The 15,334-nt window shown below is 35.8% G+C and carries 16 protein-coding genes; 8 read left to right on the top strand and 8 right to left on the bottom strand.

Features of this window, described 5'->3' with window-relative positions; translation table 11 throughout:
* Nucleotides 1-10 precede the first annotated feature (10 nt).
* The 3 genes from ACLMCG_RS15450 to ACLMCG_RS15440 all read right to left on the bottom strand — a co-directional run bounded on the left by ACLMCG_RS15450 (nt 11) and on the right by ACLMCG_RS15440 (nt 3,727).
* A complete protein-coding gene (locus tag ACLMCG_RS15450) occupies nt 11-991 on the bottom strand; it encodes a pyruvate dehydrogenase complex E1 component subunit beta (protein WP_047378880.1) in 981 nt (326 codons plus the stop codon).
* Between the two features lie 241 nt (nt 992-1,232).
* On the bottom strand, nt 1,233-1,652 hold the full coding sequence (locus ACLMCG_RS15445) for a DUF2147 domain-containing protein (protein WP_223599981.1): 420 nt from the start codon (nt 1,650-1,652) through the stop codon (nt 1,233-1,235).
* Between the two features lie 146 nt (nt 1,653-1,798).
* Nucleotides 1,799-3,727, bottom strand: a complete 1,929-nt coding sequence (locus ACLMCG_RS15440) for an LTA synthase family protein (RefSeq protein ID WP_223599980.1) — start codon at nt 3,725-3,727, stop codon at nt 1,799-1,801.
* 89 nt (nt 3,728-3,816) lie between these two features.
* Between ACLMCG_RS15440 and ACLMCG_RS15435 the strand changes: the two genes are divergently transcribed.
* The 6 genes from ACLMCG_RS15435 (at nt 3,817) to ACLMCG_RS15410 (ending at nt 7,450) form a co-directional block, all read left to right on the top strand.
* Nucleotides 3,817-4,530, top strand: coding sequence for a CDP-alcohol phosphatidyltransferase family protein (locus ACLMCG_RS15435; RefSeq protein ID WP_413959999.1), 714 nt, complete (start codon nt 3,817-3,819; stop codon nt 4,528-4,530).
* 75 nt (nt 4,531-4,605) lie between these two features.
* Nucleotides 4,606-5,370 (top strand): 3'-5' exonuclease, encoded by a 765-nt coding sequence (locus tag ACLMCG_RS15430; protein ID WP_047378883.1) that lies wholly within the window; start codon nt 4,606-4,608, stop codon nt 5,368-5,370.
* Between the two features lie 2 nt (nt 5,371-5,372).
* Nucleotides 5,373-5,771, top strand: a complete 399-nt coding sequence (locus ACLMCG_RS15425) for a hypothetical protein (RefSeq protein ID WP_413960000.1) — start codon at nt 5,373-5,375, stop codon at nt 5,769-5,771.
* 8 nt (nt 5,772-5,779) lie between these two features.
* Nucleotides 5,780-6,340: a hypothetical protein gene (locus tag ACLMCG_RS15420; RefSeq protein ID WP_413960001.1), complete on the top strand. Its 561-nt coding sequence runs from the start codon at nt 5,780-5,782 to the stop codon at nt 6,338-6,340.
* Nucleotides 6,341-6,347: 7 nt separating this feature from the next.
* Nucleotides 6,348-6,953 carry a fumarylacetoacetate hydrolase family protein gene (locus tag ACLMCG_RS15415; protein ID WP_413960002.1) on the top strand — a complete coding sequence of 202 codons (606 nt, stop codon included), beginning with the start codon at nt 6,348-6,350 and terminating at the stop codon, nt 6,951-6,953.
* Between the two features lie 59 nt (nt 6,954-7,012).
* Nucleotides 7,013-7,450 carry a universal stress protein gene (locus ACLMCG_RS15410; protein ID WP_142717734.1) on the top strand — a complete coding sequence of 146 codons (438 nt, stop codon included), beginning with the start codon at nt 7,013-7,015 and terminating at the stop codon, nt 7,448-7,450.
* An 83-nt stretch (nt 7,451-7,533) separates the two neighbouring features.
* Here the strand turns inward: ACLMCG_RS15410 and ACLMCG_RS15405 are convergent, their stop codons facing one another.
* On the bottom strand, nt 7,534-7,767 hold the full coding sequence (locus ACLMCG_RS15405; RefSeq protein ID WP_149833408.1) for a DUF6341 family protein: 234 nt from the start codon (nt 7,765-7,767) through the stop codon (nt 7,534-7,536).
* A 42-nt stretch (nt 7,768-7,809) separates the two neighbouring features.
* On the opposite strand from ACLMCG_RS15405, the gene ACLMCG_RS15400 reads away from it, so the two are divergent.
* Nucleotides 7,810-8,715 (top strand): DUF6427 family protein, encoded by a 906-nt coding sequence (locus tag ACLMCG_RS15400; protein ID WP_047386638.1) that lies wholly within the window; start codon nt 7,810-7,812, stop codon nt 8,713-8,715.
* 6 nt (nt 8,716-8,721) lie between these two features.
* Entirely contained in the window at nt 8,722-9,306 is a 585-nt protein-coding gene (locus ACLMCG_RS15395) for a DUF3109 family protein (protein WP_047378893.1), read from the top strand.
* A 75-nt stretch (nt 9,307-9,381) separates the two neighbouring features.
* On the opposite strand, the gene ACLMCG_RS15390 is transcribed toward ACLMCG_RS15395, so the two are convergent.
* The 4 genes from ACLMCG_RS15390 to ACLMCG_RS15375 form a co-directional block, all read right to left on the bottom strand.
* Nucleotides 9,382-12,246, bottom strand: a complete 2,865-nt coding sequence (locus ACLMCG_RS15390; RefSeq protein WP_413960003.1) for a M16 family metallopeptidase — start codon at nt 12,244-12,246, stop codon at nt 9,382-9,384.
* Between the two features lie 151 nt (nt 12,247-12,397).
* On the bottom strand, nt 12,398-13,084 hold the full coding sequence (locus tag ACLMCG_RS15385) for a hypothetical protein (protein WP_223599972.1): 687 nt from the start codon (nt 13,082-13,084) through the stop codon (nt 12,398-12,400).
* Between the two features lie 160 nt (nt 13,085-13,244).
* Nucleotides 13,245-14,579: a trigger factor gene (locus ACLMCG_RS15380; protein ID WP_413960004.1), complete on the bottom strand. Its 1,335-nt coding sequence runs from the start codon at nt 14,577-14,579 to the stop codon at nt 13,245-13,247.
* A gap of 136 nt (nt 14,580-14,715) precedes the next feature.
* A complete protein-coding gene (locus ACLMCG_RS15375) occupies nt 14,716-15,288 on the bottom strand; it encodes a hypothetical protein (protein ID WP_223599970.1) in 573 nt (190 codons plus the stop codon).
* Nucleotides 15,289-15,334: the final 46 nt, after the last annotated feature.

The raw sequence follows: 15,334 nt of genomic DNA, 5'->3' as shown, positions 1-15,334 counted from the left end.
TTCTCTATAACTATTTTACGTACATCGCTTTTTTGATTTCCTCTTTTACTTTTTCAAGTTTAGGGAACCATTCTGCAAATAATGCGGCAGAGTAAGGCGCAGGTGCATCAGGAGTAGTAATTCTCTTGATAGGAGCATCTAAATAGTCAAATGCTTTTTGCTGTACCATATAAGTAATTTCAGAAGATATAGACGCAAATGGCCAAGCTTCTTCCAAAATAACCAATCTGTTTGTTTTCTTCACTGATGCCAGAATAGTATCAAAATCAAGAGGACGAACTGTTCTAAGGTCAATAACCTCTACAGAGATTCCTTCTTTAGCCATATCTTCAGCAGCCTGTAAAGCCAGCTTCATGATTTTACCGAAAGAAACCAAAGTAACATCTGTACCTTCTCTCTTGATATCTGCTTTTCCTAATGGTAAGTAGTATTCTTCTTCAGGAATTTCCATTTTATCTCCATACATCTGCTCAGATTCCATGAAAATAACCGGGTCATTATCCTGAATTGCGGTTTTCAACAATCCTTTCGCATCGTAAGGATTTGAAGGAACCACTACTTTAAGGCCAGGAATGTTTGCAAACCAGTTTTCAAAGGCCTGAGAGTGGGTAGCTCCCAATTGTCCTGCAGAAGCCGTAGGCCCACGGAAAACGATTGGACAGTTCCATTGTCCACCACTCATCTGACGGATTTTTGCAGCATTATTGATAATCTGATCAATTCCTACCAATGAGAAATTGAAGGTCATATACTCTACAATTGGTCTGTTACCATTCATTGCAGCACCAACAGCAATTCCTGTAAACCCAAGTTCTGCAATTGGAGTATCAATTACTCTTTTAGGACCAAACTCATCCAGCATTCCTTTTGAAGCTTTATAAGCACCATTGTATTCTGCAACTTCCTCCCCCATTAAAAAGATGGATTCGTCTTTACGCATTTCCTCGCTCATTGCCTGTGCAATTACCTCACGAAAAGTATATTCTGCCATATTTATTCGAAAAATTTAGACTACAAAAATAGTGATTTTTTATTATACACATAATAAAAAGACTCCTCATTTGAGCGAGAAGTCTTTTTATTAATTTTATTTAAAACTGATTTTTCTTCATGGCTGTACTATTCTTTCTTGTTTTTTCTGAAGTATGGAAAAGAATTTCTTTTAAATCTTTCTATACAAAAACGGCATTCCATTGCTGAAATGCCGTTTTAAAATTCTATTTAAACTTATATTAATTAGCTTTCTCCCAAACCTGGGTTCTTCCTAATAAAGATAATCCTAAGTAACCTCTTACATTCAGCTTATCTCCGCTTCTTGTAATAGTACACTTGTATGTTTTCCCTGTTTTAGGGTCAGTAATTGTTCCTCCGGTAAACTCATCACCGTCTTTTTTTAATCCTCTGATGATCTCCAATCCTACAATTGGTTTTCCCTTTCTGTCATCTTTACAAAGTGTACAGTTGGGTTCAGCTGGTTTTATTAATAACTGAGAAACTTTCCCATAATATTTCCCGTCTGACTTTTTGAATACTTCAACAATAGATTTTGCCTGTTTTGTCTCATCATCTATTGTTTTCCACTTGCCTTCTATCTGTGCAAATGTAAGTACACCACATAGAGAAAGCGCGAACGTTAACAATATTTTTTTCATATTTCTTATAGTTTTAATTTTTATACAATATTCTTATCTACGTATTGATAAAAATATAAATTAATTTTCAACGAACAAAAACTTTTATTATACAAAGCATAAAGAGCTAAAGAAAAGCAGGAAAGCCGATTCCCGGCTAACCATTTTTAATACAGTTTCCTGTTAATAACTCTATCCATATAATCCTGATACCATGCTTTTGCGGTTTTCTTCCCCTGCTCCACTTCAGCATTTTTAACCTCATTGAGTATATTTTTCTCAAGACTCAGGTCAGATTTATCATACACACCGATAATTTCTTTTCCGTCAAAGCGGTAAATGTAATTCCCGATCATAAACTGATCTGTACTTCCATCTGAATTTACAACGATAAAAGGATACTTTTTATCACTTACCAGACTTCTTCCCCAACTTCTGATAGGTTTGTTATACCCGATAAGATCAGCCAATGTAGGATATATGTCCGCCTGCTGTGCTATTTCCTGATTTACTCCTTTCAGCTGATAGGCAGGATTCGGAGAATAAAAAACCAATGGAACGGCATAACGGTTCATCGCTCTTTCGTATTCCGGGTAATACACCTGATTGGTATGATCTCCGGTGAAAACAAAGATGGTATTGTTATACCAGGGTTGCTTTTTAGCCGTTTCAAAATATTGTTTGATGGCATAATCCGTATACTGCATCGGCTCATGGATTTCAATCTTTCCTTTTTTAAATTTACCATTATATTTTTCAGGCACTTTAAAAGGGTGATGTGATGATGCCGTAAATACGGTAGTCATAAAAGGTTGTTTCTTTCCTACATTCTTAGCAAAATACTGGAGGAAAGGTTCATCCCATATGGCCCACATTCCATCGAAATCTTCATCATGGTTGTATTCTGTTTTTCCGAAATAGTGTTTAAATCCTAAAATATTTCCAAATCCAAGGAAGCCCATGGAACCATTCGGTGCACCGTGATAAAAAGAAGTATCATATCCAAGATCATTACAAACAGACACAATAGACTGAATTTTCTGGTTGGAATAAGGTGATCCGGTAAATGCATCCGTAAGACTTGGAATTCCGGCCAATACGCTGCTCATTCCATGAATTGACTGTCTTCCATTCGCAAAAGTATTGGGAAAAATCAAACTCTGGCCAGCCAGACTGTCCATAAACGGTGTGTAAGAAACGTAATCTTTAATATTTTTATCTTTATTGAACGCTCCGGAATACTCTCTTCCAAAAGATTCTACAATGAAAATAACGATATTAGGTCGGTTTTCAACTTTTCTGTCATATACTTTATAAGGCTGTACATTTTCTTCGATATATTTTTCATCTACGAAATGAACTTCCTTAAAATTATTGGTATTTAAAGTCCTGAAAAAGGAGAATGTACTGTTGAGCACCATATTTCCCTGCAGTGGATTTGTTACAAAACGGGTAGCATCCACCATATTAATAGGTCTTGTACTGTGTTTGAAATCTCCTCTTATTCCTCCTACCACCAATACCGCAGTGAGACACAGCGTAATAATGGAAGTAATAAAATAAGGAACTAATTTTAAAGGTTTCGCCTCCTCCACTTTTACTCTTTTGTAAAGGAAAACCCACAATCCCATTAAAACAATAAACCAAATCAGCACAAAAGGATGCTCTCCCACAGAGATCATCAGCGTTTGGGAGACATTGGATTCATGTTCTGCCACCTGAAATACGGCAGAGGTAAGTCTTGCCTGTGCAAATTTATAGTAAATAAAATCCCCGAAATTCATCGCATAAGCAATCCCGTTCGTGATAAAATACAGCCAGAAAAGAATTTTCTGAAAGACCTTTTTTGTATTGATCACCAAAGGCAATAAACTAAGGAGTATAAACAATGCATTGACATATAAAATAGCAGTGGTATCGAAAGCCGTACCATGGAAGGCCAGCTTTATGTATTCTGAAACAGAGTCAACTTTAATCAGATCTTTATTAAAATACCAGAATAAAAGTCTGGCAATCTGATAAAAAACATAGGCTAAAAAAATCCTGTAAACTAATGCCAGAACTTCCTGTTTTCTAAATCCTTTTAAAAATTTCATGGGGCAAATTTACATCAAAAACACTTTAATGCATTTTTTAGTGCAGATTATTTTGAGTTAGAATTTTTAAAAACTGTAATTTTGTGGTTATGGATTTTATAAAGAATAATCTGGCCAATGCCTTAACCCTGGCTAACTTATTTGCAGGCTGTATAGGAGCAATACATCTAATTTTAGGAGATTATCAGACGACTGCGATCTGTCTTATTCTCTCTTCTATTTTCGATTTTTTCGACGGCTTTGTAGCCAGAGCTTTAAAATCAAATTCCAATCTGGGACTTCAGCTGGATTCTCTTGCGGATATGGTAAGCTTTGGGGTCATTCCGGGACTTACTATGTATAAAGCTCTTGAACCGTTTGGTGCAGAGCTCATTGGGATTCACTTTCCGTTTGAAATCAAATATCTCGGATTGATCGTTACGGTATTTTCCTGCCTGAGACTTGCCATCTTTAACCTTGATGAAGAGCAGCGTTATTATTTCAAAGGATTGAATACGCCTACCAATACGGTTTTACTGTTTGGTCTCTATTATGCATTCAAAGAAACCGGAACTTTCAGCTTTTTGTTCAATAATGAGTTGCTGCTGATTCTTCTGACTCTTCTTACCTCATGGCTTCTGATCAGCCCGATTAAGATGATGGCGATGAAATTCAAATCCAAACAACTAAAAGATAATTACCCTAAAGTTGTATTACTAGTAGGAGGTATTGCTATTCTTGCCCTGTTTCAGGTGGTAGGAATTCCGATGCTTGTTATTTATTATATATTGGTGTCTCTTGTTTTTCAGGGACAGTTAAAATAGAAATTAAAGAATTTACATAAGGTTTTTATCACCTTATTTTAAGTAAAACACATTTTCAAATTATTAATCATCAACATGAATTTAAAACTCCATAAACCACTTTGTATTTTTGACCTTGAAACAACAGGAACCAACATCGGAAAAGACAGAATTGTTGAAATCTGTATCTTAAAAGTAAATCCTGATGCTTCCAGAGAAAGCAAAACATGGCGCGTCAACCCAGAAATGCTTATTCCTAAAGAAAGCAGTGAGATCCACGGAATTTATGATGAAGATGTAAAAGATGCACCCACCTTCAGAGATATTGCTTCTAAAATTATGGAAATGATTACCGGAAGTGACTTGGGAGGATTTAATTCCAACAGGTTTGATGTTCCGCTTTTAGCTGAAGAGCTTTTAAGAGTAGGAATGGATTTTGATCTGAGTAAATTCAGATTAGTAGATGCGCAGACTATTTTCCATAAAAAAGAACCTAGAAATTTAGGAGCTGCTTATCAGTTTTACTGTGGAAAAACACTGGAAAATGCCCATTCTGCAGAAGCTGATGTCATGGCAACGTTTGAAGTTCTAGATGCACAAGTAGGAAAATACGATGATATTCCGAATGAAATAGCACCGCTAAGTGAGTTTACATTCCATAATAAGAATGCAGATCTTGCCGGATTTATCGGATATAACGAAAAAATGGAAGAAGTTTTCAACTTTGGAAAATATAAAGGCCAGGGCGTGAAAGCGGTATTCCAAAAAGATTTAGGATATTTCGGATGGCTTCAGAATGCTGACTTTCCGTTGTATACGAAGAAAGTTTTTACAAAAATTCAACTCTCAAGCAGATTTTAAATATGTCTGATCTGGTTCGTTTTAAATTTTATGAAACTGCCCTTGAAGCTAACAGGGACAAACAGATATTGGCTGAAAACGATATCAACAGCTTCATTGCGAATGAACAGCTTATCCAGTCGGATTGGCTTTTGTCACAAGCGGTAGGCGGAATACAACTTCAGGTTTTTGAAGAAGATCTGGCAAAGGCCAAGCAGGTATTGCAGGATTATAAGGACAATGAACAGTATTCGCTGGAAGTAGAACACACCATTGAAGATCCTGAGTTTGATTTTGTCTGCCCGAAATGCGGTTCCAATCATATTTACAGAGATGACAGCGCCACCAGCTTCTTTGGAATTTCTTTTCTGACGAGTCATAAATTCAAATGTTACTATTGCGGAAATGAGTTCTCCCATTAAGGTTTAATATGGTCAAAAAAATTGGAAAGATTTTTCTCATTGTTATTCTTGGCTTTCTTGTTTTCATAATAGGAAAATTCTTATTGGTATGGAACAGTGTAGAAGTTGATCGTAGTTTAAGCCAGAAACCTCTTTTTAAATCTTTTGATCAGCAAAAACAAACAAATATCTGGGGTTCAGAGAGTGAAGATATTAAAACCAATGATTTTAAGACAAAATCAGACAGTATAAGTCCAGCATATTATATGTGCTCTATTAATGAAAATCCAATGCTAAACGTTACATTTTCTGTTGGAGATGGTTTCAGCGGTGGTGGTTTTCAGATAGATATTTTTCAAAACAGATATAAAATCTCTCCCTATTCTTATACTGACGATATAAAACTTTTTGATTTTTTGGACACGGGAGAATATTATAAAGTTTTGGACAGTAAACTTATTCTGGATAAAGAATCTTATCAAAAAGGAGATAGCATCTTCGGATATACTGAACTCAAAGTTCAAAGAAGATATGGTCCTGAAAAATATATAGAAGAAGGTAAAGGATATTTTAAAGGTAAAGTAAATTAATTAAGTTATGAAAATAATCTGCATAGGAAGAAACTACAGTGAACACGCGAAAGAATTAGGAAATGAAATTCCTGAAAATCCCGTTATTTTTATGAAACCGGATACAGCGGTTCTGAAAGGAAATGATTTTTACATCCCTGAATTTTCAAATGACATTCACTACGAACTTGAAGTGGTATTAAAAATTTCCAAAGGGGGAAAATATATTCAGAAAGAAACAGCCAATAAGCATTATGAGGAAATAGCTCTGGGAATAGATTTCACAGCGAGAGATCTTCAGAGTGAGCTAAAATCAAAAGGGCTTCCATGGGAGCTTGCTAAAGGTTTTGACGGTTCTGCAGTAGTAAGCAGTTTCTTTAAAAAAGATAACTTCAGCCTTGAGACCCTTCAGTTTTCATTGTTAAAGAACAAAGAGAAAGTACAGGATGGTAATACAAAGGATATGATGTTCAATTTTGATGAAATCATTGCCTTCGCTTCTCAGTATTTTACGTTAAGAGTAGGTGACCTTATCTTCACAGGAACTCCAAAAGGAGTTGGAAAAGTAGATGAAAATGATATTCTGGAGGCTTATCTTGAAGAAGAAAAAATCCTTGATATCCGAATATTATAAGTATTTAACATCAGAGTCTGACAAATTTTCCCTATCTTTAGGTAACAAAATTAGAGGTTATGATAAATATTGTAGTACCCGTAGATTTTGGGGACAAGACAGACCAATTGGTAGACGGTGCCATAAAATTTGCAAAACAGCTTAACGGCAGAATTTACCTGATTCATGTAGCGCCATCAGATATCGGCTTTGCCATTGGCGATATGGGATTTCAATATTTTCCTGAAGTAGAAGCCAATGAAATCAGAGAAGAGCTGGTACAGCTTAATAAAATTGAGCAGAGAATCATTGCTCATGATATTGATTGCGAACACCTTTTAAAACAAGGGCTTGCCAAAGACATCATTCTGGAACATGCAAAGGCAAAAAATGCAGATTATATTGTGATGGGATCTCATGGCAGAAGCGGAATTTATGATGTATTCGTGGGAAGCTTAACCAAAGGAATTACTAAAAGTTCAAGTATTCCTGTTTTGGTACTTCCAATTCACGACTAAGAAAAAGAAATTTTAATCGTTAGTAATAAAAAAACCGATCAGAGCATATTGTCTGATCGGTTTTTTACTATATAACCAATTAATTAACCTTCTTTTTTGTAGATATTCGGATCGTAGTAAGGGTGCTTACCTTCCGTTGGAGAATAATAGTCTTTGTCTTTGTCTCCACCTAATGTTACTACAAGTACATAGCACCAATAAGTAAATAATACACAGCAAACTGCAAATAAGATCCAGTTTAAAACATTACCGAAAGTATCAAAGAAACCGAAAGTCCATTTGAAAACTTTACTTAAGAATAGAAAGAAAGACGTCATTATTTTCCTTTTTTAAATTAACTTTGTACAAATTTATAAAAAATGTTTAAATTACTTTCAAAAGAAAGCAATATTTTTTCAATTCCTGTTTATATTGGTTTTCTTCTTTTAGTAGTCATAATATTTAACATACTGAATTTCAACACTTATGAAGCCATTGTTGCCGGAATAACTTTTCTGGGAATTGCTTTGGGATATTTTTGTTTTCACAGTATTGCCCTTAATTATCAGACGCATCTCCCATTATTTTTATATACTTTTTTCATTTTCGGGCTGTATCCCGGAAATCTGGATATAGGAATTGCGGTTTCGCTGCTTACAAACTCCTTTCTTATCCTTCTTCTGACCAGTGCGGATGAAGATATCAGAAAGAAGTCGTATGTATTGGTAGGATCTATTGTAGCATTAAACTTTATTTTCCTTCCTACCACGTGGCCGATGGCTGTTTTTGTGATCATTCATGTGATTGCGACCTCTGCTAAAATCACATTGAACCTTTTCAGATTCCTGCTGGGAATTGTTCTGATTACCTTCAGTTATTTCTCTGTGATGTATTTTGTTCAGTTTACTTCCTGGAATATAGATTATTTCCCGTTTGGAAAGATGAAACCAGTAACGGATTATACGGAGCTTCTGCCACTGATCCCTGTGGTTCTGATGCTTATTTATGCAGTATATGACCATTTTAAAAATTATAATAAAAAAAGCCCGATAAGCAGATATAAATATACTTTCCTGTTGGTCTTTTCGATGGCACAGCTTGTTTCCATCATCCTGTATATGAATAAGAGCTATGAATATCTGCTGCTTCTGGCATTTCCTTCAAGCATTATCTTAAGCAGAATGATGAGATTTTTGCCTAAATACTGGATGCGTGAAGCCAGTGTATGGCTTATTATTATTAGTTTACTGACCTTTAAAGCAGGTACAGTTTTTGATTTATTTTAGAAAATTATGATTCAGATAGACGATAAATTGATTTCTGAGGAAATTTTTTCCGAAGAATTTGTTTGCAACCTTACAAAATGTAAAGGTGCATGTTGTGTGGAAGGAGATGTAGGAGCTCCGTTGGATAAAAACGAGCTTGAAATATTGGACAGTATTTTTGATAAAATAAAACCTTACCTTACTCAGGAAGGCATCAAAGCCCTTGAAGAGCAAGGAACATGGACTACTGACCCGCACGACGGAATGTATGTTACTCCTATGGTAGAAAACCGCGAATGTGCTTATGTAACATTCGACGAAAAAGGAATTACCAAATGTGGTATTGAAAAAGCCTATGAAGATGGTGCTGTAGACTGGCAGAAGCCAATTTCCTGCCATCTCTATCCTATTCGCGTTACAGAATATTCTGCATTCACTGCTTTGAATTATCATGAATGGAATGTATGCAGCGATGCGTGTACGCTTGGAAAAGAACTTCAGGTTCCTGTCTATAAGTTTTTAAAGACTCCATTGATCAGAAAATATGGCGAAGAATTTTACAATGTTCTGAGCGGGGCTGCTGATGAATGGAAAAAAGAATATGGTTCTTAACCGATCAGGATTTGAATTAAATAACAAAAACCGCAGATTTCTCTGCGGTTTTCTTATTGTAAGTAAAAAGTATGACTAGTTAACAGCTCCTGCTTTTACAGTAGTAACTTCTGCTTTTTTAGTTTCCTCTTTTTTAGCTTTTTCCCAACCGTCTTCCGGCATCAAAGTCGCTACAATTCTACCTTTTGTAAGATATTTTTTAGCGACATCCTGAAGATCCTTTACGGTAAGCGCTTTTACTTTTTCCTGATAATTCAGGATGTCATATTTATCACTTCCGTCTAGCTGGTTTTTAGCAATAGCATTCATCCAGAACATATTGTCTTTCAATTCTGTTTTATTGTCATTGTATTCTCCTTCTTTGTACTTATCCAGATCTTTTTGCTCCGGGCCATTATCAATCAGCTTCTGAAGCTCAGTAATAGCACTCTTTGTCAGTTTATCTGCATTTTCCGGACCACAAGGGAAGTTAATTCCAAAGCTGTAAGTACCATAAGGAATTTTGTTCATACCTCCTCTTGCACCTCCACCGTAGATACCGCTTTCGTCTTCTCTAAGTTTTTCGATAACTTTTATGGTAGCCACTTCTCCAAGAGCTGATAATGCTAAAGCTTCTTTTTCATTGTACGGAGCTTCTCCACTATACGAGATAGATACCATACTCTTAGGATCTTTTCCTTTTTTATACACTTTTGTATAATCTCCGGTCATTGTTCTGTATCCGGTATCTTTGAACATTGTAGCTTTCCCTGATGATGGTAAGCTTGCAATATACTGAAGGACTTCATTTTTAAACTTCGCTTCGTCAATATTTCCTACAAAATAGAACTGGAAGTTTCCGGCATTGGCAAATTTATCTTTATAGATATCGTATGCTTTTTTATAGTCGGTATTGGCCCAGTCTTTTTCCATTGGGAATACACCAATAAATCTAGGGTTCTTTTGATTCATGAATTTAGCATGCTCGTTAGAGAAATAAGCCTGAGGGTTAGACAACAGGTTATTCAGCATTGCAGACTGCTTTTCTTTGTATGCATTGAATGAAGCCGGGTTGTAATTTAAGTTTGTAAAATAAGCATACATCAGCTCCATGGCTGTTCCTAAATCTTTTTGGGTTGTTCTTCCGGAAACCCCCTCAAAAAGTGAGGTTACCATAGGATTTACATTCACCTGCTTACCGGCAAGATAGTTGGTAAGATCCGCTTTTGAGAATCCGCCTACTCCAGCTTCTGTTAATGCAGAGAAAGCAAATTGTGTCTTATTGTAATCTGCATCCGGAATAAGAGAACTTCCTCCTAAGCTTCTTGCAGTAAATACAATTTCGTCATCTTTAAAATCAGTTTTCTTGAAAGTTACTTTAGCACCATTACTTAATGTCCAGGTTGTTGTTCCCAGCTTGGTATCCGTTTCTGTTTTAGCAATTTTTCCTTCAGATTTGAAAGGTTTTACTAAATTTTTGATGGTAGCCTTTTCTTCATAAGGTTTCAGATCAGCCATTTTTACAGCGTCGAATGTATTCAGAACCATTGCTTCTGTAGGCATGGTAATATTATCTTTTTTAGGACCTGTAATCACAATCACCCTGCTGTCATCTTTCACCATTTTTTTGATGATTTCGTTGGTCTGTGCAAGGGTAACCGATGGTAAGAAAGACTTGGTGTCTTCATATTCCCACGCAATTCCAGGTATTGGCTCCTGCTCCAGGAAATTTCTTACATACTCACCTACCAGCATATCGCTTTCTGTCTTATCTCTGTTGTTATAAGATCTCTCAAGGTTGGATAATACCTGAGATTTCGCTCTATCGAGTTCAGATTGGGTAAATCCGAATCTTTTTGCTCTTTCAACCTCTTCCAGTAAAACTTTCAGTGCATTCAGCTGGTTTCCTTCTTTCACCATGGCAAATCCCTGGAAAGCTTCCTTGCTTCTTGCATAAGTTCCTCCGTGATATACTGATCCGAAAGTAAAAGGCGGGTTTGTAGAATTGATCAGTTCTCTCAATCTATTGTTAAGCATCGTTGTTGAAAGATTTTCAACAAGACTCTGATTGTACTGCTCTACCGTTACATCCGGTTTGTAGGCATCAGCATCTTTCATGATAAACTGTACCATAGAATTGGTAGCATCAGGATCTGTTTCAATAGCTACCAGAGTTTCTTTGTGGTTCGGAAGATCGAAAGATTTTCTTTCTCTGGGTTTTGAAGGGTTTTTATATTTGCTGAAGTTATCTTTTATCTTTTTTTCAATTTCATCCACGTTGATATCTCCTACAACAATGATGGCCATCAGATCCGGTCTGTACCAATCCTGGTGAAATTTTCTGATCACATCAGGTTTGAAGTTTTCCAACACTTCTTTTTTGCCAATCGGAAGTCGGTCTGCATATTGAGATTTATATAAAAACTTCGGAAGATATTTATCCATCATTCTCTTATCAGCTCCAAGACCCAATCTTAGCTCTTCCAATACTACTCCTCTTTCTTTATTGATCTGTTCATCAGAAAGGGTTGCATTGAAGGCCCAGTCTTCCATTACTTTCAGTCCGGCATCCAGGTTTCCTGGTTTATCCAATGGAACGGGAAGCATATAAACCGTCTCGTCAAAGCTGGTATAAGCGTTAAGGTGCTGTCCGAATTTCACTCCGATAGACTGTAAAAAGTCTACTAATTTATTATCTGGAAAGTTTTTAGTTCCGTTGAAGTTCATGTGCTCCATAAAGTGAGCCAATCCTCTTTGATTTTCATCTTCAAGAATAGATCCGGCATTGATAGCCAGACGGAAATCTACTTTCTTTTCCGGTAACGTATTTTTTTTGATGTAGTACTTCATTCCGTTGGAAAGGGTACCAATTCGTACAGAAGGATCCACTGGAATATTCTGTCCAAAGGCATTTACTGACATCAAAAAGATGACCGCAAATGAAGATAAGACTTTTTTCATGGTATTTGATTTTATTTACGGCTTAAAACTAACAATTATCCACAATGTGAAGAAATTACAGAATTCATTTTATAGTTAAATTTGAGTTAAACTTCTCCATATACAAAAAAAACCGGGAAATACCCGGTTTAATATCTTTAAAAGCGATTTTCTATTTAAAATCAGCATCCGTAACTCCGGAGTTGATTACAACTTTGTTCGTTTTAATTGTCATTTTCTGACCTCCACCTTCAGCATCCAGTTCAGCAGGGAACTGTATTCCATCTACAGTCATATAACTTTTAATGGTTGCATTTCCTTCTCCTGCATCCGTCTTATATAAAAGTCCGGTTCCTGCATCAAAATAAAACTTTCCTTTATCCGAAGACAATACATTATAGTCTTTTCCGTCTAATTTCTCTGTAGATACAGTCTGGAAGTTTGAAGCATCAAAGGCCAGAGCATCAATGGGTTTTCCTTTTTTCAGGTCAGCGATCTTATCAGCAGGAATATCTGTTTTAGTTCCCATCTGATCAAAGTATCCTTTCTCACCGTCAAACAACTGAATCATTTCCTTCCCCATAAAAGCTTGTACGGATTTGAATTTATTTCCTAATTTCTTAGTTGTCATTTGGATTTCCATTCCCTGTACAGCTACTGTGTTGTCAGTAATGGTAGATTTTACAGCTTCCAGTTTATCTTTCCCTCCTAATGCCTTGAAATAATTATCAATAACTTCTTTAGAGGTAAGTTTGGATTTTACAGCTTCTGTTTTAGCAGATGCAGCTCCTTTCTTCTGAGCGGCTGCCGGTACCGAAAAAAGTACAGCACAGAAAAACGGAATGATGATCTTTTTCATATTTATAATAAAGTTTAAAGGGTAAATATAGGAATATTGGCGGACATACGGATAAATAATGAATGATGAATGATAAGTGATGAATGATGAGTGATTAATATTTACATCATAAAAAAAACCGCCAAAAATGACGGTTTTCAAATATTTATATCAGATATAATTATTTCTTAAGTTCTTCTAAAAATTCGTCGTGAGAAATTTTAGTTTCTTTTTTGCTGGCTTTTTCAAGAATTACATCTTTCAATTTAGCCATAGCTACTTCAGAAGAAATTTGTCTTACCTGCTCCTGGTCTTTCAACATTTCAACAGCATATTTCTGGATTTCTTCATCACCTAAGTGGTGGATTCCGTAGATTGCCAATTGATTTTTAACTAACTGTTCAGCCTGAGCCAATACATCAGCATAGTCAAGGTTGATTTCGTTTTCAGTCATCAGTTTACCTTCGATGATCTGATATCTCAATTGGTTTTTCTCAGCTTCAAGAATTTCTTTAGCCTGATCTTCAGACTGGATGTTCTGGTTAGAGAATAATAACCACTTCACAAGGAATGATTCAGGAAGTTTTACTTCTTCTTTATCAGTTACCTGCTCTAATACTTTATTCACAAAGTGAACATCAGCATTTTGCTGGAAGTACTCGTCCAATTCAGTTTTCACTTTATCTTTAAGTTCTTCTTCAGTCTTGATATTTCCTTCTCCGTATACTTTATCGAATAAGTCCTGGTTAAGTTCAGCTAAGTTTAATGTATAGAAATCTTTTACTTTTACTTCTAATTCATTGTGGTGTAGGTGCTCTACTTCTTCTTTGCTGAATCCTAATTCTTTAGCTAATTCTTCGTCACCTGCAAGAGTTTCTTTCGTTACTTTTACAGAACCTTCCATTTTCAAACCTTTTACCAATTTGAAAGCTTCTTTGTTTTCAGCTGTTACGGTAAGGTTTTTTGGGTGGTGGTGGTGCTCTCCTTCAGCATCTTCTTCCACAACCTGAGAAACTTCTAAAGCAATGTAAGAATCTTTAGTGATTTTATCTTGAGGAACCTGCTCAGCGAAACGCTTCTGCATGTTTTCAATACTCTTGCTGATTTCTTTGTCAGAAGCTTCTACTTTGTAGTGAGGTGCTTCATATTTAGCTAAATCTATAGTGAATTCAGGCTCATATCCTACTTCGAAAGCAACTTCTAATTGATCAGCATTGTAATCTAATTCGTTTACTGGCTGAGGAACAGGCTGACCAACTAATCTTAATTTGTTTTCATTAACATAGTTGTTTAAAGCATCAGAAACCTGTCTGTTGATTTCTTCAAATGCAATACCTGCTTCATATTGTTTTTTAACCATACTCAAAGGCACTTTCCCTTTTCTGAATCCAGGAACTTGCGCATTTTTAGCATAATTAATCAACTGCTTCTCTACTTTTTCTTTGTAGTCAGATTTTTCCAATGTTACTGTAAGCAATGCACTTACGTCATCATGGTTTTGTGCGGTAACCTTCATTATTGATTAAAATTTTAGGTTGCAAAAATATGAATTTTTTATGAAAATCACCCATTTAAAATCAACTTATAACGCCAAATATTGTTAAATAAAAAACCACCGGAGAATTCCGGTGGTCCAAACAAGATTAATTATCCTAATTACTTAGGTTATATTTTGCCTCAGCATCAGTTTCTCCTCCTACTACACTTCCCCAGGCAGTTCCTGATTTAGCATCATTTACGCTTTGAGGAGAGTGAATAAGCGTTAATTTTAAGAATGGCGCAGTTCCGTCAACAGCTTTTACTACGGTCCATTTTGTTCTTAATCCTACTCTCTTTCCATCGCTTCTAAGATCACTTCCATCTACTCTTTCTACTGTAATATTAGATTTTGGAAAATCAAAAATTAAAAAGTGTTCGTTTTTAGCATCAATAATTTCCTGAGTAGCATCTTCATTTCCGTTTTTAAATTTTGCCTGAACAGTATAGGTCTTACCATTTGTAAGCGGAATGGTAGGTGTTCCTCCTGCCCCGATACTGTAATCATAAGTCTGGGTAGTTCCTGCAGCATCGTCTGTCACCAACAAAAGGATGTTGGTAAGTTCTTCCTGAGGAAGGTCATCTTCTTCTGCAGATCCATTCCTCTGACACGAGGTCACAGCAGTAACAGTAATAAATAAAACAGCTAATAATTTGATGATATTTTTAGTATTGAATAGATTTTTCATTTTTTAAGAATTTTAAAATTGTAAAATTTTGATTGAATTGTTTTTG

The sequence above is a fragment of the Chryseobacterium sp. S90 genome (assembly GCF_047444895.1).
Lineage (GTDB): Bacteria > Bacteroidota > Bacteroidia > Flavobacteriales > Weeksellaceae > Chryseobacterium.
The sequence above is the reverse complement of the archived record's forward strand: the minus strand, read 5'-3'. Positions and strand labels throughout refer to the sequence as shown.

Bases quoted from the DNA above. Each gene is read 5' to 3' on its own strand.
- ACLMCG_RS15435 (WP_413959999.1), top strand. From the start codon at position 3,817: ATGGATTTTATAAAGAATAATCTGGCCAATGCCTTAACCCTGGCTAAC.
- ACLMCG_RS15380 (WP_413960004.1), bottom strand. From the start codon at position 14,579: ATGAAGGTTACCGCACAAAACCATGATGACGTAAGTGCATTGCTTACA.
- ACLMCG_RS15415 (WP_413960002.1), top strand. From the start codon at position 6,348: ATGAAAATAATCTGCATAGGAAGAAACTACAGTGAACACGCGAAAGAA.
- ACLMCG_RS15405 (WP_149833408.1), bottom strand. From the start codon at position 7,767: ATGACGTCTTTCTTTCTATTCTTAAGTAAAGTTTTCAAATGGACTTTC.
- ACLMCG_RS15445 (WP_223599981.1), bottom strand. From the start codon at position 1,652: ATGAAAAAAATATTGTTAACGTTCGCGCTTTCTCTATGTGGTGTACTT.
- ACLMCG_RS15400 (WP_047386638.1), top strand. From the start codon at position 7,810: ATGTTTAAATTACTTTCAAAAGAAAGCAATATTTTTTCAATTCCTGTT.
- ACLMCG_RS15410 (WP_142717734.1), top strand. From the start codon at position 7,013: ATGATAAATATTGTAGTACCCGTAGATTTTGGGGACAAGACAGACCAA.
- ACLMCG_RS15385 (WP_223599972.1), bottom strand. From the start codon at position 13,084: ATGAAAAAGATCATCATTCCGTTTTTCTGTGCTGTACTTTTTTCGGTA.
- ACLMCG_RS15395 (WP_047378893.1), top strand. From the start codon at position 8,722: ATGATTCAGATAGACGATAAATTGATTTCTGAGGAAATTTTTTCCGAA.
- ACLMCG_RS15440 (WP_223599980.1), bottom strand. From the start codon at position 3,727: ATGAAATTTTTAAAAGGATTTAGAAAACAGGAAGTTCTGGCATTAGTT.
- ACLMCG_RS15450 (WP_047378880.1), bottom strand. From the start codon at position 991: ATGGCAGAATATACTTTTCGTGAGGTAATTGCACAGGCAATGAGCGAG.
- ACLMCG_RS15390 (WP_413960003.1), bottom strand. From the start codon at position 12,246: ATGAAAAAAGTCTTATCTTCATTTGCGGTCATCTTTTTGATGTCAGTA.
- ACLMCG_RS15420 (WP_413960001.1), top strand. From the start codon at position 5,780: ATGGTCAAAAAAATTGGAAAGATTTTTCTCATTGTTATTCTTGGCTTT.
- ACLMCG_RS15375 (WP_223599970.1), bottom strand. From the start codon at position 15,288: ATGAAAAATCTATTCAATACTAAAAATATCATCAAATTATTAGCTGTT.
- ACLMCG_RS15425 (WP_413960000.1), top strand. From the start codon at position 5,373: ATGTCTGATCTGGTTCGTTTTAAATTTTATGAAACTGCCCTTGAAGCT.
- ACLMCG_RS15430 (WP_047378883.1), top strand. From the start codon at position 4,606: ATGAATTTAAAACTCCATAAACCACTTTGTATTTTTGACCTTGAAACA.